This window comes from Marinobacter nanhaiticus D15-8W (genome assembly GCF_036511935.1).
GTDB classification, from domain to species: Bacteria; Pseudomonadota; Gammaproteobacteria; order Pseudomonadales; family Oleiphilaceae; genus Marinobacter_A; species Marinobacter_A nanhaiticus.
Genome location: NZ_AP028878.1, coordinates 1,023,970 through 1,049,479 on the forward strand (window position 1 = coordinate 1,023,970; position 25,510 = coordinate 1,049,479).

A 25,510-nucleotide genomic window follows, 5' to 3' on the forward strand; every position below is an offset into this window, starting at 1 on the left:
TCGCGCGGGCTATTGGGCGGCGTGGCTGACCAAGGACAGCCACTGTCTTCATGACCAGCACCCCCGTATAATCGCCGCAGTTTCTGCACATCCCTTTCCAGGAATTCCTATGTTTCCCCAGCTTTATCTGCGCAAAGGCGCCGAGCGTCGTATTCGTGCCGGCCATTTGTGGATCTACAGTAACGAAGTGGATACCCGTCGTTCGCCTCTCAATGGCTTCGAGCCGGGGTCGCAGGTGTGTGTGTTCGCCGCCAACGACAAGCCTCTGGGCACCGCCTTTCTTAATCCCCACGCGCTGATTTGCGGACGTCTGATCAGTCGCAACCCGGAACAGGGCATGACGCCCCAACGCCTGACCGATCGGCTCGAAACCGCGCTGGCCCTGCGCGAGCGGCTGTTTGACCGGCCGTTCTATCGTTGGGTGTTCGGCGACGCCGATGGTCTGTCCGGTCTCGTTATCGATCGCTTCGATAATGTGGTAGTGATCCAGGTCTCCACGGCTGGAATGGAGACGATGCGGGAGTCCCTCGTGCGAGCCGTCCAGAAGCTGGCTCACCCGCGCAGCATCGTCTTCAAGAACGATGGTAAGATGCGCGAAGTGGAAGGGCTGGACAGCTACGTCGCAGCAGGGTTGGGCGATATACCGGATGTGCTTCAGGTCGAAGAAAATGGCGTGCGATTTGAGGCGCCCCTTGCTGAAGGGCAGAAAACCGGTTGGTTCTATGATCACCGAATGAACCGTCGTCGCCTGCAGGATTACGCATCCGGCAAGCGGGTGCTCGACGTGTTCAGCTATGTGGGCGGTTGGGGCGTGCAGGCCGCAGCTGCAGGTGCCGCAAGCGTGACCTGTGTCGACAGCTCGCGAACGGCCCTGGATAGTGTGGGTCGCAATGCGGCGCTGAACGGCCTCTCTAATGTCGACACGTTGGAGGGCGATGCCTTTACCGCGCTGAAAGACCTGTGCGACCAGAAAGAACGATTCGATATCGTCGTATTGGACCCACCGGCACTGATTCCCCGTCGACGCGACCAGAAGGTGGGCGAGCAGGCCTATGCGCGGCTCAACCAGCTAGGTTTGCGGTTGCTGGATCGCGACGGTTTACTGGTGTCGGCGTCCTGCTCGATGCATCTGTCCACCGATCGCCTGGTGGACATCATTCGCGGCAGCGGCCGTCGCATCGATCGCTTCGTGCAGTTGCTGGAGCAAGGTCACCAGGCGCCGGATCATCCGGTGATTCCCGGCATTCCCGAGACCGATTACATCAAGAGCTGTTTCGTGCGGTCGCTGACGGGTTTCCTCTGACGGCATCCGGCACTCAATATTCTGCAGCCCGACCCTGGAACGCCAGCTCGGTCAGGCTTTCGCTGAATTCGGTTAACGCCGCGCGCGCTTCTGTCAGCGCGGCTTGATCCACGGGCTTCTGGTCCTGGTCAATAGCTGCCAGTCTGCTCTCCAATGTTTCCAGCGATTGCTGGGCCTCGGTCAGCGTCTCTTCATCGCCTTTGAGCAGTAGCGGTAGCCAGGTGTTCCGCAGGTAGCGGACAGTCGCGTTGTATTCGGCGAAGTCGCTCCGCGCCTGGGGGCTGTGGGCGATCGGCATGCCGTTCCGGTCTTCACCTCCTGGGTTCTGCGACCAGCGGGCCAGCCCATCACCTACGGTACCTGCAAGGGTTCTCTCCAGGCGAACGGCTGCCTTGGCCGGTGATTCGCTGAGATCAGCCAGTTCGGTTATGAGATAAGCCTGATTCTGGGGCTGGCATAGCGGTTGGGTGTCACGCTCCAGGGCAATGGCGATAATCCTGAGTAAGTCGCTCCGGCGTTGGGGGGCGTTGATTCGATCGCCCTCCGGTTTCGGGGCCGATACCTGGAAGTTGGCCAGCGTGGCTTCTGCGGGCCTGCCGCCTACAGGCCATAAGAGTGATTCCATGGGGTGGAAGCCCAGCGTCAAATAGTAGAAATCGGTGGACTGGTGCTCCTTGCGCAGGAATTCCGTGGTCAGTGGCACTTCCGAGAACGTCAGCCCGCTACGCGGGTAATTGGGAACCTGATCCAGGTAGCCGGGCAACATGGGGTGTGCATCCACCGGATCTCTATCATTGAACTGTTGGGGTGGGGGTAGTTCCGCAATTTGATAGACAGCGGTTAGTTGCTGGTAGGTTTGATGGGCCTGGCGCCAGCTTTCACGTGCGGCCTTCAAGCTGTCGATACCTGGCGCGTCAAGGAACCGGGTAACCTGCCCGGTCAGGGTCGCGGTGGCCTCACAGACAGCCTGGGTCTTCTCAGTAACGGCAGACTTCAACGCCTCAGGGATCGCAGTGACTGGTCCCGTTTCCTCGGCGGTGGAAGCTTCGTCTGGCGGCGGTGACTCGGAGCAGCCGGTTAAAAGCAGGGCGAGGCCCAGGCCCAGTATATTCGATAGTCTCGGGGGTGCTACACGTGCTTTCCCTGGCATAGGTGTTAGTTCCTGAGCGAGATCACGGGCCAGCCTCTTTCCTGAGCCAGCGCTTCAAGTTTACTGTCCGGGTCTACGGCAATCGGATGAGCGACTTGCTCCAGCAATGGCACATCGTTGTGCGAATCACTATAGAACCACGCATCGTCGGCAGACTGTCCATTTTCCTCCAGCCATGTCTCCAGGCGTTTGACCTTGCCATCCTGGAAGCTGGGAGTGCCAGCAACCTGGCCGGTGTAGCGACCGTCCTGCATTTCCGGCTCGGTTGCGATGAGATCATCCACGCCCAGCAGCTCGGCGATAGGCTGGGTCACGAAACGATTGGTGGCGGTAATGATCAGCAGATAATGTCCTTGCTGGCGGTGTTTTTCCAACAGCTGCACGGCCTTATCCAGCATCAGCGGACGAATGCGTTCGTCGACGAAGCGCTGGCGCAGGGCATACAACACCTCCGGCTCATGCTTCGCCAGCGGCGCCAGGGCAAAGGCCAGATAGCGCAGGATGTCCAGGTCGCCGTTCAGGTAGTCCTGGTAGAACTGATCGTTGGCCCGTTCGTACTCGCCGGCGTCGACAATGCCTTCCGCCACCAGAAAATCGCCCCAGGCATGATCGCTGTCGCCTTTGAGGAGGGTGTTGTCGAGGTCGAAGATGGCAAGGGTCACGGCATAGTCCTTACTGAAAGCGTCAAAGAGTCTTCTTGGGCCGCTGGGGGCGGTATACAGGCGGGCGATTCTATCATGCCTGGGGGCATCGGGTCTGGTTTGCCCGGCGGTACGCTTTCTGCAAGAATGAAGGCAACTTAGGCAAATTGCGGATGCCGCGTCACAGGCGCTTTCCTGGCAGGGGAAGAGGCTGCGCAGTATAAACAGAACGGCGACCCGCTGCTGATAAATTTGAACAGGATAATACGGTGATCGACTCCGACGGTTTCAGACCCAACGTCGGAATCATTCTGGCCAATCATCGAGGTGAGGTTCTCTGGGCAAGACGAATCGGACAGGACGCATGGCAGTTTCCCCAAGGCGGCATCAAGAACGACGAGACGCCTGAGGAAGCCCTCTATCGCGAGCTGGGCGAAGAAGTTGGTCTGGGACAGCGGGATGTGGAAATTATCAGCTGTACCCGAGGCTGGCTGAGGTATCGTCTGCCCCGTCGAATGGTGAGACACCATTCGCACCCGGTGTGTATCGGGCAAAAACAGAAATGGTTCCTGCTGAGGCTTTTGTCCCCCGATGCCAGTGTTTGCGTCGACGGGACGGATTCACCCGAGTTCGACGGCTGGCAGTGGGTCAGCTACTGGTATCCGCTGGGACAGGTCGTATCGTTCAAGCGAGAGGTGTATCGGCGGGCCCTGCGGGAGCTGGCGCCGAGATTGTTCCACAATATGGAGCAGTGGCAGGGATCGCCGCGGTTCCCGGACAGGATGGATTAACAGCCTATGTTGAGCACGCTGAGAAGTATCGTTCAGGAAGTCAATGGTGCCCGGGACCTTCAGGATGCTCTGGAAATCATCGTCTCCCGCGTACAGCGTGCCATGAATACCGAAGTGTGCTCGGTCTATCTGCTTGATCCGGATACCAATCGCTATATCCTCATGGCGACCGAGGGTCTCTACAAGAAGGCCGTCGGACGGGTCAGCATGTCACCTTCGGAGGGGTTGATTGGTCTGGTGGGCTCCCGGGAGGAGCCGATCAACCTGGAAGATGCGACGGCCCATCCCCGCTATCGCTATTTTCCCGAAACCGGTGAGGAACGTTTCCGTTCCTTCCTGGGCGTTCCCATTATTCACCATCGTCGTGTGCTCGGCGTTCTGGTTGTCCAGCAGCGCGAGAGCTCGCGCTGTTTCGATGAGGGTGAGGAAGCCTTCCTCGTGACCATCTCGGCGCAACTCGCGGGGGTCATTGCCCATAGTGAGGCTACGGGTGCGATCAGCGGACTTTCGCTCACCGGTGAGCAGGCCCATGACATCAGTTTCAAGGGCGTGGCTGGCGCGCCGGGCGTCGCTATTGGCAAGGGTGTGGTGGTCTATCCGCCCGCTGATCTCGACGCTGTGCCCGACAAGGCGGTAGATGACCCTGAAGCGGAGAAGGAAACCTTCCTACAGGCCGTCAGCGCTGTGCGGGAGGATATCCAACTGGTCGCTGAACGCCTTGCACCTCAGCTACGGCCGGAAGAGCAGGCGCTGTTCGAGGTCTACCTGCGAATGCTGGACGACAACGCCCTGCCCGGCGAGGTGATGAGTCGTATCGCCGACGGACAGTGGGCCCAGGGGGCGCTGAAACAGGTGGTCCAGCAGTATGTGCGTCACTTCGAGATGATGGGCGATCTCTACCTGCGTGAGCGCGCGGTCGATATCCGGGACCTGGGCCGGCGACTGTTGGCGCATCTGCAGGAGGGTGACCAGCAGACCGTCAGCTACCCTGAAAAAACCGTACTGGTCAGTGACGAGCTGACGCCCGCCATGTTGGGGGAGGTTCCGCGTGGCCAGTTGGTGGGTCTCGTTTCCGTGCGTGGTTCGAGCAACTCCCATGTAGCCATCCTGGCGCGTGCGATGGGCGTACCGACGGTGATGGGTATGATTGATATGCCCGTCAATCAGCTCGACGGACGCGACCTGATCGTCGACGGTTTCGAGGGTCAGATCTACGCATCGCCGTCGGCGGACCTACGCTCGTTCTATCAGGAGATCTGTGACGAGGAGGCGGCGCTGTTTCGCGGTCTGGAAGAGCTGCGCGACAAACCTTGTGTCACCACCGACGGCACACGGGTGTCACTGCTGGTAAATACCGGCCTGATGACGGATGTGGTGCGTTCTCTCAGCCACGGCGCCGAGGGGATTGGTCTCTACCGCACCGAAGTGCCCTTCATGATCAACGAGCGTTTCCCTTCGGAGCAGGAGCAGCGCGAGTACTACCGCGAGCAACTTGAGGCCTTCGCACCCAATGCGGTTACCATGCGGACCCTTGATATCGGGGGCGACAAGGCGCTGACCTATTTCCCGATCAGCGAGGAAAACCCGTTCCTCGGCTGGCGCGGCATCCGGGTAACGCTGGACCATCCCGAGATCTTCCTGGTTCAGGTTCGTGCCATGCTCAAGGCCAGCGAGGGTCTGGATAACCTGCGCATTATGCTGCCGATGATCAGCAACGTCTCCGAGGTGGAGGAGTCACTCCACCTGATCTACCGCGTCTATCATGAGGTCCGGGAGGAGGGCTACCAGATCCAGATGCCGCAGGTCGGCGTGATGATCGAGATCCCGGCCGCCGTCTATCAGATCAGGGAGCTCTCCAGTCGGGTCGATTTCCTGTCGGTGGGCTCCAATGATCTGACCCAATACCTGCTGGCAGTTGATCGCAATAACCCACGTGTGGCCTCTCTCTATCACTCGTTCCACCCGGCCGTGCTCCAGGCCTTGCGTAAGATTGCGCTGGACGCCCATGACGCGGGCACGCCGGTAAGCATATGCGGGGAACTGGCAGGGGACCCCGGTGGGGCGGTGCTGCTGATGGCCATGGGTTACGACGCCCTGTCGATGAACGCGGCCAGCTTGCCGAAGGTAAAGTCGGTGATCCGCAGTATCGATTCGGCCTGGGCCCGGAAACTGTTGGGGGATGTGCTCGATCTGGATTCGCCTCATGTAATCAAGAGTTGCATCGACCTCGCCCTGCGTAATGCAGGCTTCGGGCGCTACCTCCGGCCGAACCGCTCACCCTCGGAATCCGCCTCGATATGAGCGGCGTAATGCCCACAAGTGTTTATCTTCGTGAGGTATCTATTCGCCTAGGGTGTTTATTCTAGAGTGTCCTGATAACGTCGTTCAGAAGTCAAACTAGCCATAAGAATTCATTCCAACCAGCAGGGTAGCGAATGGCGGCGAACAAGACAGACCTGAAAGAAAAACCTCGTATTGGTCTCGCGCTCGGCGGTGGTGGCCCCCTGGGGGGTATATACGAGATCGGTGCCCTGCGGGCGTTGGACGAGGCGCTGGATGGTATCGACTTCAACGACCTCAATGTGTACGTGGGAGTCAATGCCGGGTCTTTTGTCGCCGCTAACCTCGCCAACCAGATGACCACGGCGCAACTTTGCCGAATTTTCGTTAAGAACGAGGCCGAAGTTCACCCGTTTCATCCGGAGGTGTTCTATCGGCCAGCATTCCGCGAGATCGGCCGGCGCCTGATGGCGGTGCCCGGGCTGCTCGCCAATGCCGTCGGTCGCTTCGTCAGTAATCCCTATGACCAGAGCTTTCTCGAGGCCCTGACGATCCTGGCGCAGGCGGCGCCCTCCGGCCTGTTCGATAACGAAGGGCTGCACGACTACCTTGAGCGTGCCTTCTCCATGCTGGGCAGGACCAATGATTTCCGGCAGCTACGTCGCAGCCTCTATATCATTGCTGCCGATGTGGAGAGCACAGAAGCCGTCTGTTTCGGCGCACCTGGGTATGACCATGTGCCTATCTCCCGGGCGATCCAGGCGAGTACAGCGTCGCCGGGCCTCTATGTACCGGTGGATGTGGATGGACGCTTCTACGTGGACGGCACCTTGCGAAAGGGGCTGCACGCCTCGGTCGCTTTCGAGGATGGCGCTGACTTGGTGCTTGCAGTTAATCCTCAGGTCCCGATTGACGCCAGCGCTGCCGTTCGCGCGGGGTCTATGAAACCCGGTGCGTTGACCAATTCGGGCATGCCTAACGTCCTCGCCCAAACGTTCCGGACCATGGTCTACTCGCGTATGCAGTCGGGGATCGCCCAGTATGCTCGGGATTATCCAGACAAGGATATCCTGCTGTTCGAACCGACGCGGGACGATGCCAAGCTGTTTTTCTCCAATGTATTCAGTTTCCAGTCGCGCAGGATGGTGTGTGAGCACGCTTATCAGATGACGCGACGGGATCTGCTGGCGCGGGCGGATATGCTGGAATCGACCCTGGCGCCTTATGGCATCCGACTACGCCGCGACCGGCTGGAGGATGACCAGCGTACGATCAGTACCAGTCTCTATGGGGAAATGCTGCCTCTCTACGTTGCCAAGGGCAGGGCAAAGCGCGCCCGGGTGCGGTCGGGCCTGGATAATGTCACGGATATCCTGCAGAAAGCCCTCTAGAGCTTTCCTTCAGGGGCTGGATAGAAGCTGCTGGCCTCCCGACTCCCGACTCCCGCCTTCCTTCTCCAGTCTTGCCAAATAATCCTGCCAGTATTGTTCCTGGTTCCTGCCAAGATCCTGTAGGTAGCTCCAGGTAAACAGGCCGGAGTCATGGCCATCGCTGAAGTGCAATTTCAATGCATAGTTACCGACCGCCTCCGCGCCGGTAACCAGCACCTCGCGCTTTCCTGTCTGCAACGTGCCCGGGCCCATACCATGGCCACGCACTTCCGCCGAGGGCGAGTAGACTCTGAGTAGTTCGAAGGGCAGCTCGAGGGTGTCCCCGCTTGCATAGGTCAGATGTAGGACCCGGCTCTGGCGACGAATGCGAATGTCGCTGGGTATATCCGAGGTCTCACTCATGGATTGGGCTCTCGTAAAGCGTTGGAGAACGGTGGCGTGAAGGGACACGCCACCTCTACTGGCGGATCAGAGAATGTAACGGCTCAGGTCTTCGTCTTCGGACAGGTCGCCGAGTTTCTCGTCGACATAAGCCGCGGTCACTTCGAAATCACCGGATACTGCATCGCCCGCATCGAAGGACACGCTTTCAAGTAAGCGTTCCAGCACGGTGTGCAGACGCCGGGCGCCAATGTTTTCGGTGGTCTCGTTCACCTTCCAGGATACCTGGGCAATTCGTTCTATCGCGTCATCGGTGAACTTCAGCGTCAACCCTTCGGTATCCATCAACGCTTCGTACTGTCTGACCAGCGATGCATCGGGTTCAGTCAGTATGCGCTTGAAGTCTTCCGGCGTCAGTGCCTGGAGTTCGACACGGATCGGCAACCGGCCCTGCAGCTCCGGGATCAGGTCCGAAGGCTTGGACAGGTGGAAAGCCCCGGAGGCAATAAACAGGATGTGATCGGTGCGAATCATGCCGAACTTGGTGCTTACCGTACTGCCTTCGATCAGCGGCAACAGGTCGCGCTGGACACCCTCCCGGGACACATCTGCCGATCCGGTTTCCGAGCGCTTGGCAACCTTGTCGATCTCATCGACGAAGACAATCCCGTTTTGTTCGACCGTCTGGATGGCTTTCTGCTTGATTTCCTCTTCGTTGACCAGCTTGGCCGCTTCTTCCTCACGAACGCTCGCGAGCGCATCGGCGACCTTCATCTTACGGGTCTTCTTCTTGTCGCGGGAAAGGTTGGAAAACATGTTCTGCAGCTGGCTGGTCATTTCCTCCATTCCTGGAGGCGCCATAATCTCTACACCGGCTCCGCTGTTGCTGAGCTCGATCTCGATTTCCTTGTCGTCCAACTGACCTTCGCGCAGTTTCTTGCGAAACAGTTGACGGGTGGATGAATCTTCTCTGGGCTGGCTGTCTTCCTGGAAGCTGCGGGCCGGCGGTAGCAGAGCATCGAGGATACGCTCCTCTGCGGCGTCCGCTGCGCGGTGCTCATTACGCTTGATTTCCTTTTCGCGCAACATCTTGACTGCCATATCCGCCAAGTCACGAATAATGGACTCTACGTCTCGGCCTACGTAGCCCACTTCCGTGAACTTGGTCGCCTCGACTTTCAGGAATGGGGCATCGGCCAATTTGGCGAGGCGGCGGGCGATCTCTGTCTTACCAACGCCGGTGGGGCCGATCATCAGGATGTTCTTCGGGGTAATCTCGTCCCGCAGGCCCGCTTCAAGCTGCATGCGGCGCCAGCGGTTACGCAGGGCAATAGCTACGGCACGCTTGGCTTCTTCCTGGCCGACGATATGTTTATTCAGCTCGTGAACGATTTCGCGAGGGGTCATTCCAGACATGGGGGCTCCGATCACTCGTTGGCAGAGAGCACTTCCAGGGTGCGGTTGTGGTTCGTGTAAATGCAGATGTCCGCGGCAATATCGAGACCTTTCTCGACAATCACATCCGCTTTCAGATCTGTATTCTCAAGTAAGGCACGAGAAGCAGCTTGCGCGAAGGGGCCGCCGCTGCCAATGGCGATCAGGCTATCCTCGGGTTCGATAACGTCACCATTACCCGTAATGATGAGGGAAGCGGTGTGGTCAGCCACCGCCAACAGTGCCTCCAGCCGTCGAAGCGCGCGATCGGTTCTCCAGTCTTTTGCCAGTTCCACGGCCGCTCGGGTGAGGTTGCCCTGGTGTTTTTCCAGCTGGGCTTCGAACCTTTCGAACAATGTAAACGCGTCGGCTGTGCCACCGGCAAACCCGGCCAGTACCTTGTTGTTGTATAGGCGGCGCACCTTACGGGCATTGCCTTTCATTACTGTATTGCCGAGGGAGACCTGGCCATCGCCGCCCATGGCGACTGTGTCGTCGCGCCGGACTGAGAGAATCGTTGTCATGCGTGCTCCAGTTGCAGGGTGAGCGTTTCAAAGATCTAGATATGGCAGTGGAGCCGTGGATTTCAAGGGAGCAAGATGGACAGGGTCAGTGAAATAACTGCAATAAAGGTGGCTTGGTGTAGGGAGGAGGGGATGGCCCGCCCAAGCGCTTGTCGGAACGGGCCGTATTACGTGGCTCTAGATCAGTCTGGTGTTGATTCCCTAGCCTTTTGGCACTTTACGTACGAGGGGCTGGATGTTGATGCCTACCAGTTTGTCCACCGCGCTGTTCATTTTGCTGCGGGAATCGAATGGACCCACATTGACGCGGTACCAGGTGGTGCCGCTGTCCAGGGTGACTTTCTCGATGTTTGCCCGGAGCCCCTGGAAGGCTATCTGGGCTCGCTGGCGTTCGGCGTCAGCGTGTCCCTTGAACGAGCCGGTCTGGACGAGGTAGCGGTATTGCCGCTCAGCCGCTGTCGGACCGGGGTCGTATTCCTTAACCTTCGGCGGAACGACCTCTGATTCGGGCAGCATGTCGTAGAACTGGAAGGACTGTTGCTGTTCCTTTTTCTTTTCTGCCGGTGCTGGGCTCGGTTTGGATGGCGCCGGCTTGGGAGCCGCCGCATGCTGCTCCTCGGGCGTGGGCAAGGAGTTCAGGTAGGCGATGAAGCCAATAAAGCCGCCCACCATCGCCAACGACAGTATCCAGCGCAGTGACAGGCCTCCAGCCTGCCGTTTTGGGGCGCCGTTGCTGCGCGCACCTGGGCGAGGCCTGTTTTTGCTAACGGTCCGGGACGTGGCTGCCGACCGGTCATTCCTGGGCTTCTTGGCGTAATCACGGGACATCGACTTGGGCCTCGCGCTCAAACAGCTTGTCGTTGTTCACATTTCTTCCGGGGCACTGACGCCGATCAGCTCCAGCCCGTTGACCAGGACCTGCTTGACCGCCAGGCACAGGGCCACGCGTGCGTCACGGGTATCGACGTCGTCCACCAAGACCTTGTGGGCGTTGTAGTAGGTGTGGAACTGGCCCGCCAGGTCGCGCAGATAATGTGTAATGTGGTGCGGTTCACGTTGGGTGGCGGCATTGGTAATCAGCTCAGGGTATTGGGCCAGTCGGTTTGCCAGATCCCGCTCTTCTTCCAGTTCCAGGCCGTCCAGCTTGTTCGCGAAATCCTGCGGGGCGATCGCAACGCCCAGGTCATTCAGCTTGCGAAGCATGCTGCAAATCCGCGCATGCGCATACTGCACATAGTAGACCGGGTTTTCATTGGTCTGTGAGCGGGCCAGATCGATATCGAAGGTCAACTGGGAGTCGACCCGGCGAGCCGCCAGGAAGAAGCGGGTGGCGTCCCGCCCAACCTCGTCGATAAGATCGCGCAAGGTGACATAGCTACCAGCGCGCTTGGAGAGTTTAACTTCAACACCGGAGCGGGTAACCAGTACCATCTGGTGGAGAACGTAGTCAGGCCAACCCTCCGGTATGCCGGTATTCAAAGCCTGTAACCCGGCCCTGACCCGGGTGACCGTTGAGTGGTGGTCTGCGCCTTGCTCGTTGATCACGGTAGTAAAACCGCGCTGCCATTTATCCAGATGGTAGGCCACATCCGGCAGGAAGTAGGTATAGCCGCCGTCAGATTTGCGCATAACCCGGTCCTTGTCGTCGCCGAATTCGGTCGTGCGCAGCCAGAGGGCGTTGTCTTTTTCGTAGGTGTAGCCGTTGTCCTTGAGCTTATGGACAGCTGCTTCAACCTTACCATCGCTGTAGAGCGAGGACTCCAGGAAATAAACATCGAATTCGACGCCGAACGCTTTCAGGTCCAGGTCCTGTTCGCGCCGCAGGTAGGCAACGGCGAATGCTTTGATAGCGTCCAGATCCTCGGCATCACCCTTCGCCGTCACTTCGCGATCATCTGCTGTAACGGTTTCATTGGCCAGGTAGGCGTTGGCAACGTCGACGATGTAGTCGCCGCGATAACCATCGGCCGGCCAGGCGGCGTCTTCAGGAGTCATACCCTTGGCCCTGGCCTGAACTGAAAGTGCCAGATTATCGATCTGTGCCCCGGCATCGTTGTAGTAGAACTCGCGGGTCACGCGGTAGCCATTGGCTTCCAGCAGACGCGCCAGGCAGTCGCCAATGGCCGCACCCCGGCCGTGACCCACGTGGAGCGGCCCGGTCGGGTTTGCGGATACAAACTCGATCTGTACCGATTTGCCCTTGCCTGAATCATTGCGACCAAACTCTTCGCCCGATTCGATAATCGTGCGGACGATATCGAAGCTGCTGGCATCGCTCATGAAGAAATTGATAAAGCCCGGCCCGGCAATTTCGACCTTGGCGACGGCATCGCTCGCTGGCAGCTTGTCGATAATGGTCTCGGCCAGTTGTCGCGGCGGTTTTCCGGCTACTTTTGCGGTGGCCAGGGCAATGTTCGTGGCAAAGTCGCCGTGGGCCTTGTCGCGGGTGTTGTCCACATTGGGTGTGAACGTCTGGTCAGACGGCAGAACGCCATCAGCCTGGAGCGCCGCAACAGCGGCTTCAAGTAGCTGGTTTACCGTGTCTTTCATGCTGGCAGATGACTCAGTCGGATCGGAGCATTGATAGGGGCCGCGGCCCCCGTTATCGGGGACCGGGTATTATTGCGGAAAGAAGCTTGTTAATCAAAAGCGCGGTGAAAGGTATGGCTTTAAGGTGGACTATTTTTGGCCATTGAAGTAAGTTACCACAGTATCGTTATGGCCAAATATAAGAAGCCGGCCCCCTTCCATAAGTATGCCTAAGCCACTGTAGTCGCCATTTCGTTGTCCCGCTGTTCCAAGCGCTGTGTCGCCGCAGTTGGAAGCGATGAAGGCGACACGAATGACACTTACCGATTGATCGGGAACCGACGCTGTGCCGTCAAACCGACAGCCAGATTCGTCACTGCCTTCAATGCTACCGTCATCTTGTATGGTGAACTCTTTAGTGAGCAACCCAGCTTCCTGCATAAGATATATCCCCGATATATCAGATAGGGTGGCCCCACTGTCACTATAGCCTGCGGGTCGTGAAATTGTGGTTACAGATTGATAGTCGGTTTGGCTTGCGTCCAGAAAAAGAGTTGCAGTCGTATTATTAGTGGCGCTGCCCGTGATAGTGCCTGAATTCCGCTCCCAGTTGGTCGTATAGGTAAAGTTGACACCGCTTCCTATGAATTGGTTGTCAGAACTACCCTGCAGTGTGCCAAAAGTTCCGTCCGTCTCTGGGATGTATGTTGCGAAATTCCCCTCGGAATCAATGATGGTAGCGCCGCTATATTCTAATACGTTGTTTACGGATACCTCGGAGTAATAGTAGCCGGGAAGAATGGGGGGCAGTGTTTCAGTTGTGTCCTCATCCTCGGGATTTTCACCCGCGTTCACGTTCTCAGGATTGAGGCCGGATAGCGAGCTTGAGTCATCTCCGTCTCCGCCGCAAGCAGCTAAGATAAAGGAGAGAAAAATAGTGGATATACTCGCAAGCAACTTCCCTAACATCTTTGTTTGCTCCCTGTTCCCATTCTAGTTATGCAAGCCTTTACGATCTCTGTCGGAATTTCTCACACGAGACTCGCACTGAACCATTTCGCATAAAGCAAGGGTTTATCGTGCTCAGATCATAGCACAACATGAAAAATCGCTAATCTAGAACGGTACGATTTATGCAAAACTTTGTAACCGTTCTCATCCGGTTTCCAGAGGGTCTACGTCGATTTGCCACTTCAGTGAAGACGGTTTTTTTTGTTCTTCGAGGTGGTGGCAAAGCGTCTGGAGCTGTCGTTGCAAGGGGCCTTTCTGGTTACTGATCAATACAAGCTGCGCTCGGTGACGCTCGGCGCGGCGGGCAATGACTGCTGGTAAGGGGCCCCAGATTTCCAAATCGCTGCCTGTCAGCTGACCTTTTGCGCCGTCCAGAAATGCAAGACTCTCTTCCATTGTGGTTGCTTCGGCACGAAGTAGCGCCATGGCTCGATAGGGAGGCAGTTGAAGGGCGGCGCGCTCCGCAAGAATGTGCTCCGCCATGGCTAGATAGTTACCTGTACACAATTGGTTCAGGAGGGAGTGTTCACTGTGGCAGGTTTGGATTAGGACGGTGCCGGGGATCCGGCCTCGCCCTGCGCGGCCACTGACTTGCAGAAGCGTTTGGATTAGTTGCTCCGGCGCCCTGAAATCAACACTGAACAACCCTCCGTCAGCGTTGACCACGACCACCAGTGAGACATTGGGGAAGTCATGGCCCTTGGCGAGCATTTGGGTGCCGACAAGGATACAAGATTCCCCACTATTAACCTGTTGAAGGATTCGGTCGATGCTACCGCGGTTTCGCGTACTGTCGCGATCGACCCGAATGATGGGGGTCTCCGGAAAGCTAGCCTGTAAGATGTCCTCGGTGCGCTCGGTGCCCTGGCCGACCGGGCTGTAGGCGTCGCTGGCGCATGCCGGGCAGGTTTCAGGCGCCGCGGTTTGATAATCGCAGTGGTGGCAGCGTAACGCGCGGTCTTTGCGGTGGTAGGTCAGGCGCGAATCGCAGCGGGGGCATTCGCTGATGTGACCGCAGTCGAAGCACATCATGACAGGCGCGAAGCCGCGGCGGTTGACGAAAACCAGCACCTGCTCCTTGCGCTCGATACGCTCTCGAATTGCCTGTATGGCTTTCGGGGACAGGCCGCCTTCCAGGGGGCGGCTACGGATATCCAGTAATCTCAAGGTCGGGGGGCGGGCCTCGCCAACGCGCTCTTCCAGTTTGACCAGTCGGTATTTGCCCGTTGTTGCGTTCTGGTAGGACTCGATCGATGGCGTGGCGGAGCCCAGCAAAACCGGACATCGGTTCAGGTGTCCGCGGTATACGGCCAGGTCTCGGGCCGAGTAGCGAAAGCCTTCCCCTTGCTTAAAGGAGGTGTCGTGTTCCTCATCGACGATGATTGCGCCCAGGGACAGGAAGGGCAGGGTTACCGAGGACCGCGTGCCGATAACAATGACCGGTTCGCCATTTCGAATCCTGAGCCATGTCTTCAGGCGCTCACCGTCGTTCAGGGCTGAGTGCCACATGCAGATCCGGTCGCCGAAATAACGGTTGAACCGGCGCACGGTCTGGGGGGTAAGGTTGATTTCCGGGACCAGTACGAGCGCCTGTTGCTCCTGTTTCAGATACCTCTGGAGATAATGGAGGTAGATCTCGGTCTTGCCGCTGCCAGTGATCCCATATAAAAGGGTGGCGCTGAAGCCCAGCTCGGGTCTAGGAATTTCGCCGAATGCCCGCTCTTGAGCGTGCGTCAACGAGGGCAGTTTTTCACAGGCTTGAGCCAGCGGAGGCTGCGGTTCTGTTTCCTCGATGAGATTGCGCTTTTTCAGGTTGCGAATCTGGTCCGGCGTAAATCCAGCGGCCTGGATGGTACTTTGGCTACATGGAGTGGGCTGGGATCTCAGCCACGTAAGCAATGCTTTTTGCCGATGAGCCTGGGCAGGAAGTGCTTCGGGGGTCGCCTCCTCTAACGCGTGCCAGAAAAGATCGTTATTGGCGGTTGCGGGCCGCCCACGCCGCAAGGCTGGCGGGAGACTCATGAATAGGCATTCGCCCAAGGGGTGCTGGTAATAGGCTGCAGCCCACTGCATGAGCTGCCGGGTTTCAGGCGGGAGGACAGGCCAGTCTTCCAATACTTGGCTAATCGGCCGCAACTTGATGCCGGCAGGTGGTTCTACGCCAGTTTCGACGACGAGACCTACCAGCGATTGCCGGCCGAAGGGTACTCGCACCCGTTGACCTGGAGTTAGGCGCATGCCTACCGGTACCTGATAGTCGAAGAGCCGGCGCAAGGGGCGTGACAGCGCAATACGTGCCGTCTGGATCACAGGGTCTCCACAGATGGAAATAAAGGCGCAGTATAGGGGAACACCACGAGTCCCTCATCTATTGCGATTCAAGCGGATTCTGCTATGATTGCCGCCCTGTTTCCGGCGCTGGCTATTTTTTATGCGTCGGAGTGAACCAAATATGCGGTGCCTGGCATAGGATCAGGTGGCGGCATGGCCAGAGAGGTGTTCCTCATGAAAGAAGGTATCCATCCCAAGTATGTCGACATTACCGCGACCTGCAGCTGCGGTAACGTCATCCAGACCCGCTCCACCGTCGGTCACGATATGCAGATCGACGTCTGCTCCCAGTGCCACCCGTTCTATACGGGTAAGCAGAAGGTGATGGACACGGCGGGTCGTATCGATCGTTTCCAGAAGCGTTTCGGTGGCCGGATCAAGAAAGGCGGCTGACACGCAATGCCAGGCCGATCGCACTGACCGGTATGAAGAACAGAAAAGGCGCCGAAAGGCGCCTTTTCTGTTTCTGGCAAAGTCGTCTTAATTTGGTGTTAAAGCTGATCAGTATTTGCGCAGTCGCCCTTGTTTGAGCAGGGTAGTCACGCCATAATGTCGCGCTCCCGTCAGCCTTGGCGGGCTAATAAAGTGAGAGCAGTGTCGGAGGCTGTGCAGCGACGCACGGACGTCCTCTCAAATCATCCGGGTAACAGGATGGTGGGTCTCCGGCCGGAACAACGAATCTCCACCCTATTAACGTGACAAACGGAACAGTGGCAATGTCTCAAGATCTGAAAGCAGCGGCCCTCGATTATCACGCCAATCCGCGCCCCGGGAAGCTGAGCGTTGAAATCACCAAGCCGACCCAGACCTCCCGTGATCTGTCCCTGGCTTACAGCCCGGGTGTAGCGGAACCGGTCCGCGAGATCGCAAAAGACCCCGAGAACGCATACAAGTACACCGCCAAAGGAAATCTGGTGGCTGTAATTTCCGATGGTTCTGCCATTCTCGGTCTGGGTAATCTGGGCCCGCTGGCCAGCAAACCGGTAATGGAAGGCAAGGGCGTACTGTTCAAGCGTTTTGCTGGCATCGATGTATTCGACATCGAAGTCAATTCTGAAAGTCCCCAGGCGTTTATTGAAACCGTAGCGCGTATTGCCGATACCTTTGGTGGTATCAATCTTGAGGATATCAAGGCGCCGGAATGCTTTGAGATCGAGCGTGCTTTAAAGGAACAATGCAACATCCCCATTTTTCACGATGACCAGCATGGTACAGCCATCGTGACTGCAGCGGGTATGCTCAATGCGCTTGAGCTCCAGGGCAAGTCGCCGGAAGACGCCAAGGTGGTATGCCTGGGTGCCGGTGCTGCGGCGATCGCCTGTATGAAGCTGCTGATCAGTTGTGGCATCAAGTCGGAAAACATCTATATGCTCGATCGGAAAGGGGTTATCCATGCCGGTCGCGACGATCTGAATCAGTACAAGGCCATGTTTGCCAACGAGACCGATAAGCGAACGCTTGATGACGCCATCGACGGCGCAGACGTCTTCCTGGGCTTGTCAGGTCCAGATCTGCTCAGCGGCGAGCAGCTCAAGAAAATGGCGCCAAATCCGATCGTGTTTGCATGCTCGAACCCGGATCCGGAAATCAGCCCGGAAGTGGCGCTGGCGGCTCGTGACGACCTGATCATGGCGACAGGTCGCTCCGACTACCCGAACCAGGTTAACAACGTGCTTGGGTTCCCGTTCATCTTCCGCGGAGCGCTCGATGTCCGTGCGACAGCCATCAATGAAGAAATGAAGGTTGCTGCCGTACATGCCATCCAGAAATTGGCCAAAGAGCCGGTGCCCAAGGAAATCTGCGAAGCATACGGTGTAGAGAGTTTTGAGTTCGGCAAGAACTACATTATTCCAAAGCCGATGGATGTGCGCCTGTTGGAGTTCGTGCCGGCGGCAGTGGCCAAGGCAGCGGTGGATTCCGGTGTTGCACGTCATGCCTATCCGGCACACTACCCGCTGAAGTCCCTGGACGATATCAAGTAATCTGCAGGGAATAAAAAACCCGCCAGCTCTGAGCTGGCGGGTTTTTTTGTGCCTCGAAAACGGGACGGCTGGATTTTCTAGAACAGCTCCTGGGGGAGCATGGTGCCTCCATCTTCGCCACTCTGTATGGCGTCCGACGTCTGCTGTGCTGGTACATTTTCCTCCCGGAACAGTTCAAAGACCGCATTGGTGTTGCCGGGCGCTGCTCGTTCCCCTGTTTCCGGATCGATCTTGACAGTAACAATGCCATTGGGACGCGGCATAACCGATGGCGGCTGGCCAGCCAGGGCGACCTCCATATAATCCAGCCAGATGGGAAGGGCGGCTACGGCGCCATATTCGCCGCGGCCCATCGGGCTAGGTTGATCGAACCCGACCCAGACCGTCGTGGCCATTGAGTAGTTGAACCCCGAGAACCAGGCATCACGTTGTTCGTTAGTGGTGCCGGTCTTGCCGCCCACGTCCTGGCGGTTGAGGGCGAGGGCGCGACGACCTGTTCCGCGCTCGATTACATCGCGCAGCATTGAGTGCAGGATGTAGATTGCCCGCTCGTCGGCCAGGCGCGGTGCAACCTGTATGGCCGGGAAGCCAACGTCTGGCGTCGGCGTCTGCTGGGCAATCTCGGCGCAGTTTTCGTCGCAATGGATGACACTTGGCGCGGCATAGACGATATTGCCGCGGCTGTCCTCAATGCGGTCAATCAGATACGGTTTTACGTCATAGCCGCCGTTGGCAATAACGGCAAAGCCGCGCGCTACTTCCATGGGCGTGAGCTGGCCGCTGCCCAGTGCCAGTGAAAGGTCTTTTTGTATCTGTGATGTGTCGATCTTCAGTTGGTTGAGATAATCGATGGTGTAGTCGATACCGATCGAGCGTAGCAAGCGTATGGACACGAGGTTACGGGAGCGGTAGAGGGCTTCTCGCAGACGTGTTGGGCCATAGAACTGTCCGCTGGAGTTTTCCGGGCGCCAGATAGTTTCCAGGCTGGCGTCGTCGAACACGATGGGCGCGTCGTTGATCAACGTCGCCGGGGTTCGACCTTTTTCCAGTGCCGCCAGGTAGAGGAAGGGTTTGAAGTTGGAGCCCGGTTGACGCCGGGCTTGAGTGGCCCGGTTGTACTTGGATTGTTGGAAGCTATAGCCGCCTGAGAGCGCTAGCATTCCGCCGTTCTGGGCATCCAGGGAAATAAGGGCGCCCTGGACCTCGGGAAGCTGTGACAGCGCAACCTTCACCTTGTCTTGAGTCGCTGCTTCATGGGCCTCTTCGTTGGGTTCGTTCTCACTGGCTCCGGTTACTTCTGCTTTCGGCTCGTTGATGACTTCCACGTAGACGACATCACCAATCGCCAGAACATCGGAGGGCTTATTGGGTGCAGGGCCGCGTCGATCCGGGTTCTGGTAGCTTCGGGCCCAGGCCATGGTTTCGAGCGGCATCTCCGTCATGCCAAATTCCTGGGTATAGACCTCTGCCTTGTCGTTGCTGAGCGAAGTCACAACGGCGGGCCGTAGAGGGGGGTACGTGGAGAAGCTGCTTAGCGATTCGGCCAGGTCGCCGGATTCCAGAGTGTCCTTTTCCAGTTGGCCAATCGGACCGCGGTACCCGTGGCGTTGGTCGTAGGCCTGCAAGCCATTTTTCATGGCTTTGTTGGCCGCCTTCTGCTTTTCACTGTCGACGGTCAGGTACACCTTATAGCCGTCGGTGTAGGCCTCGTCGCCGAAGCGCCGGACCATCTCGCCTCGCGCTATCTCGGCCACGTAATCCGCATTCAGTTCGGTTTCCGCGCCATGATACCTGGCGGTGACCGGTGCCCCCGAGGCCAGCTCGTAAGCCGTATTGGAGATATAGCCCAGCTCGTTCATGCGCTGGAGGATCCAGTTGCGCCGGATCAGCGCGCGTTCCGGGTCCGCCAACGGGTTATATGCTGAGGGAGCTTTGGGTAGGCCTGCCAACATGGCCATCTGGGCGAGTTCGAGTTCTTTGACGGGTTTGCCGTAGTAGACCTGGGCCGCAGCTTCGATGCCGTAAGCGCGATTCCCAAGATATATCTTGTTCAGATACAGTTCCAGTATCTGATCCTTGGGAAGTTCACGCTCGATCTGAAAGGCTAGCAGTATCTCATTGAACTTGCGGATAAACGTACGATCACGTGTCAAAAAGTAATTTTTTGCAACCTGCATAGTGATCGTACTACCCCCGGAACGGATTGAACCGGTCGATACCAGTTCGACTGCAGCCCGCACCAGGCCTTTGATGTCGACCCCGTTGTGCTCGTAGAATCGCGCGTCTTCAGCGGCCAGGAAGGCATGTAACTGAAGTGTTGGGATCTGTTCGATTGTGATCGGAGCCCTTCTCTTTTCACCGAATTCTGCTATTAATCTGTTGTCGCTGGAATAGACCCGAAGCGGTGTCTGGAGCCGCATGTCGACGAGTTGCTCGACAGCAGGCAAACCAGGCCGTAGGTAGAGATAGAAACTTGAAAGCACAATGGCGCCGAGTGAGATTCCCACCAGGAAAAGCCATGCCGTTATGCGAGTAAAGCGGATCATTCGGGACATTTTTCTGACAACTGTTAGGTATAAGACTATTATTTAAGAAAATGCTTTAAGAGTTTAACGCATCTTCTGATGCTTGGATGCCTTCCTTCCAATGAAAGAATTGGCATTGTAGACGCAAAGCAGAACAAATTCTCTTAAATAAAAAATACGTAACCGGGTGCATTTAACCAGGTATAGGGTGAGCGCGTGTTCGGATTGTTCGGTAAAAAGTCCAGTACCGTTCTGGGCATCGACATCAGTTCAAGCTCGGTCAAGCTGCTGGAACTTTCCAGGCTGAGTGGCGAGCGGTATAAGGTGGAAAGTTATGCGGTAGAGCCGCTGCCCGCCAATGCTGTAGTCGAAAAAAATATCACGGATGTTGAAGCGGTCGGTGATGCGCTAAAAAAGGTGTCGGGCAAGGCTCGCACTAGCGTAAAACAGGCTGCGGTTGCTGTTTCGGGGTCGGCGGTTATTACCAAGCTGATCCAGATGAGCAGTGGCCTCAACGAATTTGAAATGGAAGACCAGATCGCGCTGGAGGCCGATCAGTACATTCCTTATCCCCTTGATGAAGTCGCCATCGACTTCGAGGTCCAGGGGCCTTCGGAAACCAATCCCGATCAGGTCGATGTCCTTCTGGCTGCGTGCCGGAAAGAGAACGTCGACATCCGGGAGGACGCTCTTTCCATTGCCAATCTGTCCGCCAAGGTCGTCGATGTCGAAGCCTACGCCCTTGAGCGCGCCTACGAGTTGATCGAACCGCAGTTGGATGCGCAGGGCGAAGAGTTGGTCGTGGCCATCGTAGATATCGGTGCGACCATGACGACCCTGAGTGTGCTTGCCGACGGCAAGACGGTCTATACCCGAGAGCAGATTTTCGGTGGCAAGCAGTTGACCGAAGAAATCCAGCGTCGCTATGGCCTGTCCCTGGAAGAGGCCGGTCTTGCAAAGAAACAGGGTGGCTTGCCGGACGACTACGAAATAGAGGTGCTGGCACCTTTCCGTGAGGCAGTCGTTCAACAGGTCGCTCGTGCGCTGCAGTTCTTCTTCGGCGCGAGTCAGTACAACGCAGTCGACTACGTCGTGCTTGCCGGCGGCACGGCTTCCATTATCGGTCTGACCGAAATGGTGGAAGAAAAGACGGGCACGACAACGCTGGTCGCGAATCCCTTTGCGGATATGGCGGTGGGTTCCCGCGTCAATGCGTCTGCCCTGAGTAACGATGCGCCGTCACTGATGATTGCCTGTGGTCTGGCGATGAGGAGTTTCGACTGATGGCAAAGATTAACCTCAGACCCTGGCGCGAGGAGCTACGGGCCGAGAAACAGCAGCAATTCGTTGCCATGTTGCTGGGGGCCGTTGTTATTGCGGCTGGCCTTGGCTTCCTGTGGAAAACAAATCTGGATAACCGTATCGATTATCAGGAATCCCGCAACGCCTATATAGAAAATGCAACTAAGGAACTCGATTCCCAGATCAAGGAGATCGAGGATCTGCGGCGCAAGCGGGATGAGTTGATCTCGCGCATGCAGGTTATCCAGGATCTGCAGGGCAAGCGTCCGGTGATCGTAAGGGTATTTGACGAAATGGTTAGAACGCTCCCTGATGGGCTCTTCTATACCGACCTTAAGAAAGAAGCGGAAAAGATCTCTATTACCGGTATGGCCGAGTCCAACAGTCGAATCTCCAGTCTGATGCGTCAGTTCGACCAATCCGAGTGGTTCGCGAATCCGAATTTGACCAACGTGTCTGCAGCAGATGAGCGTCGGGCAGGCTATAGCGCATTCAATCTTTCCGTGAATCAGAAGGCGCCCGAAACAGAAGGGGAGGAAGAAAAATGAGCCTTTCAGACTCCCTGAAAAGTTTGAACGAATTCGACATTAACGATCTGGATGTCAACAACGCGGGCATTTGGCCAATGCCTATCAAAATCATCGTCGCGTTGATCGTCTTTGGCCTGATCCTGGGCGGTGCTTATTGGTTCTTCATAAAAGATCAATATTCACAGCTTGAGCGTGTCGAGCAGCGAGAAGTTGAGCTGAAACAGCAGTACGAGCAAAAAGCCTACAAAGTAGCGAACCTCCAGACCTTCAAGAACCAAATGGCGGAAATGGAGGAAACCTTCGGCGCGCTCGTCAAGCAGTTGCCCAGTGATACTGAAGTTCCGGGTCTTCTCGAAGACATTACCAATACGGCTCTCGGCAACGGTCTGGAACTGCAGGAGATTACCTTGCAGCCTGAGCAGACCCGCGACTTCTATATTGAGTTGCCTATCAATATTCGCGTACGAGGCACCTACCATGAGCTTGCATCTTTCGTAAGCAGTATTGCCGGGCTGCCGCGTATCGTAACGCTGCACGATTTCACGATTAAACCAACAGGCGGTGAAAGGGAAATGCTGGATATGCAAGTTCTGGCGCGCACCTACCGCTACCGGGCTGGGGAGTAAGCATGATGAAAAAGCATGCAGTTAAAGCCTGGACTAGCATCTGTCTCGCATCGCTGCTGACAGCCTGTTCGCAAGGTAGTGGCTATTCCGATCTCGATCAGTTTATGGCGGAAACCCGTTCCAAGCCGAGAGGCTTCGTCGAACCGCTGCCTGAATTCAAGGCCTATGAAGCGTTTACTTACTCCGCTTCAGATCGTCGCTCGCCATTCGAAGTGCCAGTGGAAGTGCAACTGACAATGGTCGACGAACAGCCGCAAAGTGATATCGAGCCGGATCTCGATCGGCCGAAAGAAGTGCTCGAGAACTTCCAGCTGACTGAGCTGAATATGGTTGGTACGTTGCGCCGAGCTGACGGTAGTAGCGGACTCTATGCGTTAATCAAGGATAACGCCGGCGGTATCCATCGCGTGCGCAAAGGAAATCATATGGGACAGAACTACGGGCGGGTTGTCGGGGTAAACGAAACCCGGATTGAGCTCATTGAAATCGTGCCGAATGGCCGCGGTGGTTGGGTGGAGCGCCCCCGATCCCTGTCTCTGGATGAGGGCTAAGGAGTGGCGTTATGAATAATCAAAGAAGACTTGTTGTAAAAAAAAGTTTGGGGTCGAGGCTAACGATGTATAGAAAAATCGCATTAATGTTCGGCATGGCCGCGCTCGGCATGGTTTCAGGATTGGCGCAAGCCGTCAGCCTGAACGATGTCGATTTTACGTCGCTTCCCGGCGACGGCACTGAGGTTACCTTGACCTTTGATGGCACACCTCCTCAGCCCACCGGCTATACCATCGAGCGTCCGGCCCGCATCGCTGTAGACCTGCGGAATACGCAAAATGCGCTGGAGAATCGCAGCGTGTCGCTGGGCGGTGGTAATGCCCAGAGTATGACCGTGGTGGAAACCGATGACCGGACCCGTCTCATATTTAACCTTGTTGAGCTCGTTCCTTATTCTACCGACGTTTCTGGAAACACAGTTACCCTGAGGATTGGCGGCGAAGGATCAGGTGGTAGTTCTGCAAAGGCGTCGTCCAACCAGGCAATGCCCGCTTCGAGTACTTCTTCATCGGTGAAGGGAGAGGCAGTCACCAACGTCGATTTCCGCCGTGGTGCGAACGGGGAAGGGCGCATAATCGTTACCCTTAGCAACCCCGGCATTCCGGTAGATCTCTCTGAGACTGGAGGTCGTATTCGACTGGTGTTGGATGATGCCCAGGTGCCCGAACAGCTGCGTCGTCGTCTGGATGTTACCGACTTCGCGACGCCGGTTACCCGCGTGGATACCTTCATGCAGGGTGACGACGCTGTCATTGAGATTCGCCCCGAAGGGGATTATGACTATCTGGCATACCAGGCTGACAACGAGTTTACCGTCAGCGTCGAACCGCTGACGCAGGAAGAAGCTGAAAGCCGTCGTGAAGAGAAGTTCCCCTACAGTGGCGAGAAGCTGTCGTTGAACTTCCAGGACATCGAAGTACGTTCTGTTCTTCAGCTCATCGCCGATTTCACGGGACTTAACCTCGTAGCCAGCGATACGGTAAGTGGCAGCATCACGCTGCGCCTGCAGAACGTACCTTGGGACCAGGCTCTTGACCTGATTTTGAAGACCAAGGGTTTGGACAAGCGCCAGATCGGCAATGTTCTCCTGGTGGCTCCGGCCGATGAAATCGCTGCGCGCGAGCGTCTGGAGCTTGAGACCTCCAAGCAGATTGCGGAGTTGGCCCCGGTTCGACTGGACATTATCCAGGTTAATTATGCTAAGGCTGCAGATATCGTCGCTTTGATCCAGGCTGACGAGGAGCTCATTTCCGGGCGCGGCTTTATTTCTTCGGATGCGCGTACGAATACCATCAGCGTAAGAGAGACTGCGGAGAAGCTTGAAGAGATTCGCCGTTTGGTTAACACGTGGGATATTCCTGTGCGCCAGGTCTCTATCGAGGCCAGAATCGTGCGAGCCCAGACAAACGTCGCCGAGAGTCTTGGTATCCAGTGGGGCGGTGCGGCCTATGATGTTAGCGGTGATAACGTGTTTTCCGTAGGTGGCTCTCAGGGTGCTGTTGAAGAGGCTCGCGACGCCGCGGGTGGCGGCTCTGGGGATATCAGCTTCCCAGGGGCTCTTGCCGTGGATTTGGGGGTGACTGGTAATGGTGCATCGTCGTTTGCCTTTGGTTGGGCAAGTGATGACTTCCTGGTCGACTTGGAATTGTCCGCCCTGGAAACCGATGGGAAGGCCGAAGTTGTCTCCCAGCCACGCGTCGTGACTGCTGATCGTCAAACGGCATCCATCAAGTCTGGTGAAGAGATTCCCTATCAGGAAGCTTCATCGAGTGGCGCGACTTCGGTTTCATTCAAGGAAGCCGTTCTCTCGCTTGAAGTGACTCCGCAGATCACCCCGGACAACAAGATCATTATGGATTTGGTTGTGAATCAGGATTCCAGGGGTGAAGTTACAGCGGGTATACCGGCAATCAACACGAATGAGGTGACTACCCAGGTCCTTGTAGCCGATGGCGAGACCGTCGTGCTCGGCGGTATCTTCCAGTCGGAGGTAGCCACCAACATCACAAAGACACCGTTCTTGGGAGATATCCCCTACATTGGCCGCCTATTCAAGCGTACTGAGAATATCGACGAGCGTAGCGAATTGCTGATCTTTATCACGCCCTCCATCATGCGCGGAGAATTGATCAACTAACCTAAGTGTCAGCGAACGTCGAAGCCGCCTCAATGAGGCGGCTTTTTTATGTCTGTCTTCGCGGTACCCCGTGCTTATCGCCTGAACAAA

General features: G+C 56.9%; 21 protein-coding genes. 11 read left to right on the top strand and 10 right to left on the bottom strand.

Annotation, left to right across the window (positions count from 1 at the left end; genetic code table 11):
- The first annotated feature begins 109 nt into the window (after positions 1–109).
- Positions 110–1,303, top strand: a complete 1,194-nt coding sequence (locus RE428_RS04700; protein WP_004580819.1) for a class I SAM-dependent rRNA methyltransferase — start codon at positions 110–112, stop codon at positions 1,301–1,303.
- Between the two features lie 13 nt (positions 1,304–1,316).
- Here the strand turns inward: RE428_RS04700 and RE428_RS04705 are convergent, their stop codons facing one another.
- Positions 1,317–2,453, bottom strand: a complete 1,137-nt coding sequence (locus tag RE428_RS04705; protein WP_004580820.1) for an imelysin family protein — start codon at positions 2,451–2,453, stop codon at positions 1,317–1,319.
- A 5-nt stretch (positions 2,454–2,458) separates the two neighbouring features.
- Positions 2,459–3,115, bottom strand: a complete 657-nt coding sequence (locus RE428_RS04710; protein WP_004580821.1) for a histidinol-phosphatase — start codon at positions 3,113–3,115, stop codon at positions 2,459–2,461.
- 248 nt (positions 3,116–3,363) lie between these two features.
- On the opposite strand from RE428_RS04710, the gene RE428_RS04715 reads away from it, so the two are divergent.
- The 3 genes from RE428_RS04715 (at position 3,364) to RE428_RS04725 (ending at position 7,556) form a co-directional block, all read left to right on the top strand.
- Positions 3,364–3,885, top strand: coding sequence for an RNA pyrophosphohydrolase (locus tag RE428_RS04715; protein ID WP_004580822.1), 522 nt, complete (start codon positions 3,364–3,366; stop codon positions 3,883–3,885).
- Between the two features lie 6 nt (positions 3,886–3,891).
- Positions 3,892–6,186, top strand: a complete 2,295-nt coding sequence (ptsP, locus tag RE428_RS04720; RefSeq protein WP_004580823.1) for a phosphoenolpyruvate--protein phosphotransferase — start codon at positions 3,892–3,894, stop codon at positions 6,184–6,186.
- A gap of 134 nt (positions 6,187–6,320) precedes the next feature.
- Positions 6,321–7,556: a patatin-like phospholipase family protein gene (locus tag RE428_RS04725; protein ID WP_004580824.1), complete on the top strand. Its 1,236-nt coding sequence runs from the start codon at positions 6,321–6,323 to the stop codon at positions 7,554–7,556.
- Between the two features lie 9 nt (positions 7,557–7,565).
- Here the strand turns inward: RE428_RS04725 and RE428_RS04730 are convergent, their stop codons facing one another.
- The 7 genes from RE428_RS04730 to RE428_RS04760 form a co-directional block, all read right to left on the bottom strand.
- Complete coding sequence (locus RE428_RS04730) at positions 7,566–7,958, bottom strand: gamma-butyrobetaine hydroxylase family protein (protein ID WP_004580825.1); 393 nt, start codon at positions 7,956–7,958, stop codon at positions 7,566–7,568.
- Positions 7,959–8,024: 66 nt separating this feature from the next.
- Positions 8,025–9,353, bottom strand: coding sequence for an ATP-dependent protease ATPase subunit HslU (gene hslU / locus RE428_RS04735; protein ID WP_004580826.1), 1,329 nt, complete (start codon positions 9,351–9,353; stop codon positions 8,025–8,027).
- Positions 9,354–9,364: 11 nt separating this feature from the next.
- Positions 9,365–9,895 carry an ATP-dependent protease subunit HslV gene (hslV, locus tag RE428_RS04740; protein ID WP_004580827.1) on the bottom strand — a complete coding sequence of 177 codons (531 nt, stop codon included), beginning with the start codon at positions 9,893–9,895 and terminating at the stop codon, positions 9,365–9,367.
- Positions 9,896–10,096: 201 nt separating this feature from the next.
- Positions 10,097–10,723 (bottom strand): SPOR domain-containing protein, encoded by a 627-nt coding sequence (locus RE428_RS04745; RefSeq protein ID WP_040882489.1) that lies wholly within the window; start codon positions 10,721–10,723, stop codon positions 10,097–10,099.
- A gap of 36 nt (positions 10,724–10,759) precedes the next feature.
- Positions 10,760–12,445 (bottom strand): arginine--tRNA ligase, encoded by a 1,686-nt coding sequence (argS, locus tag RE428_RS04750; RefSeq protein WP_004580829.1) that lies wholly within the window; start codon positions 12,443–12,445, stop codon positions 10,760–10,762.
- A gap of 129 nt (positions 12,446–12,574) precedes the next feature.
- The gene (locus RE428_RS04755; protein ID WP_004580830.1) at positions 12,575–13,393 is read right to left on the bottom strand and encodes a hypothetical protein; all 819 of its coding nucleotides are present in this window, start codon (positions 13,391–13,393) and stop codon (positions 12,575–12,577) included.
- A 186-nt stretch (positions 13,394–13,579) separates the two neighbouring features.
- Positions 13,580–15,745, bottom strand: a complete 2,166-nt coding sequence (locus tag RE428_RS04760) for a primosomal protein N' (RefSeq protein WP_004580831.1) — start codon at positions 15,743–15,745, stop codon at positions 13,580–13,582.
- 195 nt (positions 15,746–15,940) lie between these two features.
- Here RE428_RS04760 and rpmE point away from each other — a divergent pair, with 195 nt between their 5' ends.
- On the top strand, positions 15,941–16,159 hold the full coding sequence (gene rpmE / locus RE428_RS04765) for a 50S ribosomal protein L31 (RefSeq protein ID WP_004580832.1): 219 nt from the start codon (positions 15,941–15,943) through the stop codon (positions 16,157–16,159).
- 323 nt (positions 16,160–16,482) lie between these two features.
- Positions 16,483–17,748 (top strand): malic enzyme-like NAD(P)-binding protein, encoded by a 1,266-nt coding sequence (locus tag RE428_RS04770; protein WP_004580833.1) that lies wholly within the window; start codon positions 16,483–16,485, stop codon positions 17,746–17,748.
- A gap of 77 nt (positions 17,749–17,825) precedes the next feature.
- Here RE428_RS04770 and RE428_RS04775 read toward each other — a convergent pair whose 3' ends face one another.
- Positions 17,826–20,294, bottom strand: coding sequence for a penicillin-binding protein 1A (locus RE428_RS04775; protein ID WP_004580834.1), 2,469 nt, complete (start codon positions 20,292–20,294; stop codon positions 17,826–17,828).
- Between the two features lie 195 nt (positions 20,295–20,489).
- On the opposite strand from RE428_RS04775, the gene RE428_RS04780 reads away from it, so the two are divergent.
- From RE428_RS04780 to RE428_RS04800, 5 genes are read left to right on the top strand one after another with little or no spacing between them, the layout of a single operon-like run.
- Positions 20,490–21,557 carry a pilus assembly protein PilM gene (locus tag RE428_RS04780; protein WP_004580835.1) on the top strand — a complete coding sequence of 356 codons (1,068 nt, stop codon included), beginning with the start codon at positions 20,490–20,492 and terminating at the stop codon, positions 21,555–21,557.
- Positions 21,557–22,123, top strand: a complete 567-nt coding sequence (locus RE428_RS04785; protein ID WP_004580836.1) for a PilN domain-containing protein — start codon at positions 21,557–21,559, stop codon at positions 22,121–22,123. The genes RE428_RS04780 and RE428_RS04785 overlap by 1 nt, the downstream gene beginning before the upstream one ends.
- Positions 22,120–22,731, top strand: a complete 612-nt coding sequence (locus tag RE428_RS04790; protein WP_004580837.1) for a type IV pilus inner membrane component PilO — start codon at positions 22,120–22,122, stop codon at positions 22,729–22,731. Before RE428_RS04785 ends, RE428_RS04790 begins: the two co-directional genes overlap by 4 nt.
- A 2-nt stretch (positions 22,732–22,733) precedes the next feature.
- Positions 22,734–23,282 carry a pilus assembly protein PilP gene (locus RE428_RS04795; RefSeq protein ID WP_040882494.1) on the top strand — a complete coding sequence of 183 codons (549 nt, stop codon included), beginning with the start codon at positions 22,734–22,736 and terminating at the stop codon, positions 23,280–23,282.
- A gap of 11 nt (positions 23,283–23,293) precedes the next feature.
- The gene (locus tag RE428_RS04800) at positions 23,294–25,420 is read left to right on the top strand and encodes a type IV pilus secretin PilQ (protein ID WP_040882496.1); all 2,127 of its coding nucleotides are present in this window, start codon (positions 23,294–23,296) and stop codon (positions 25,418–25,420) included.
- Positions 25,421–25,510 lie beyond the last annotated feature (90 nt).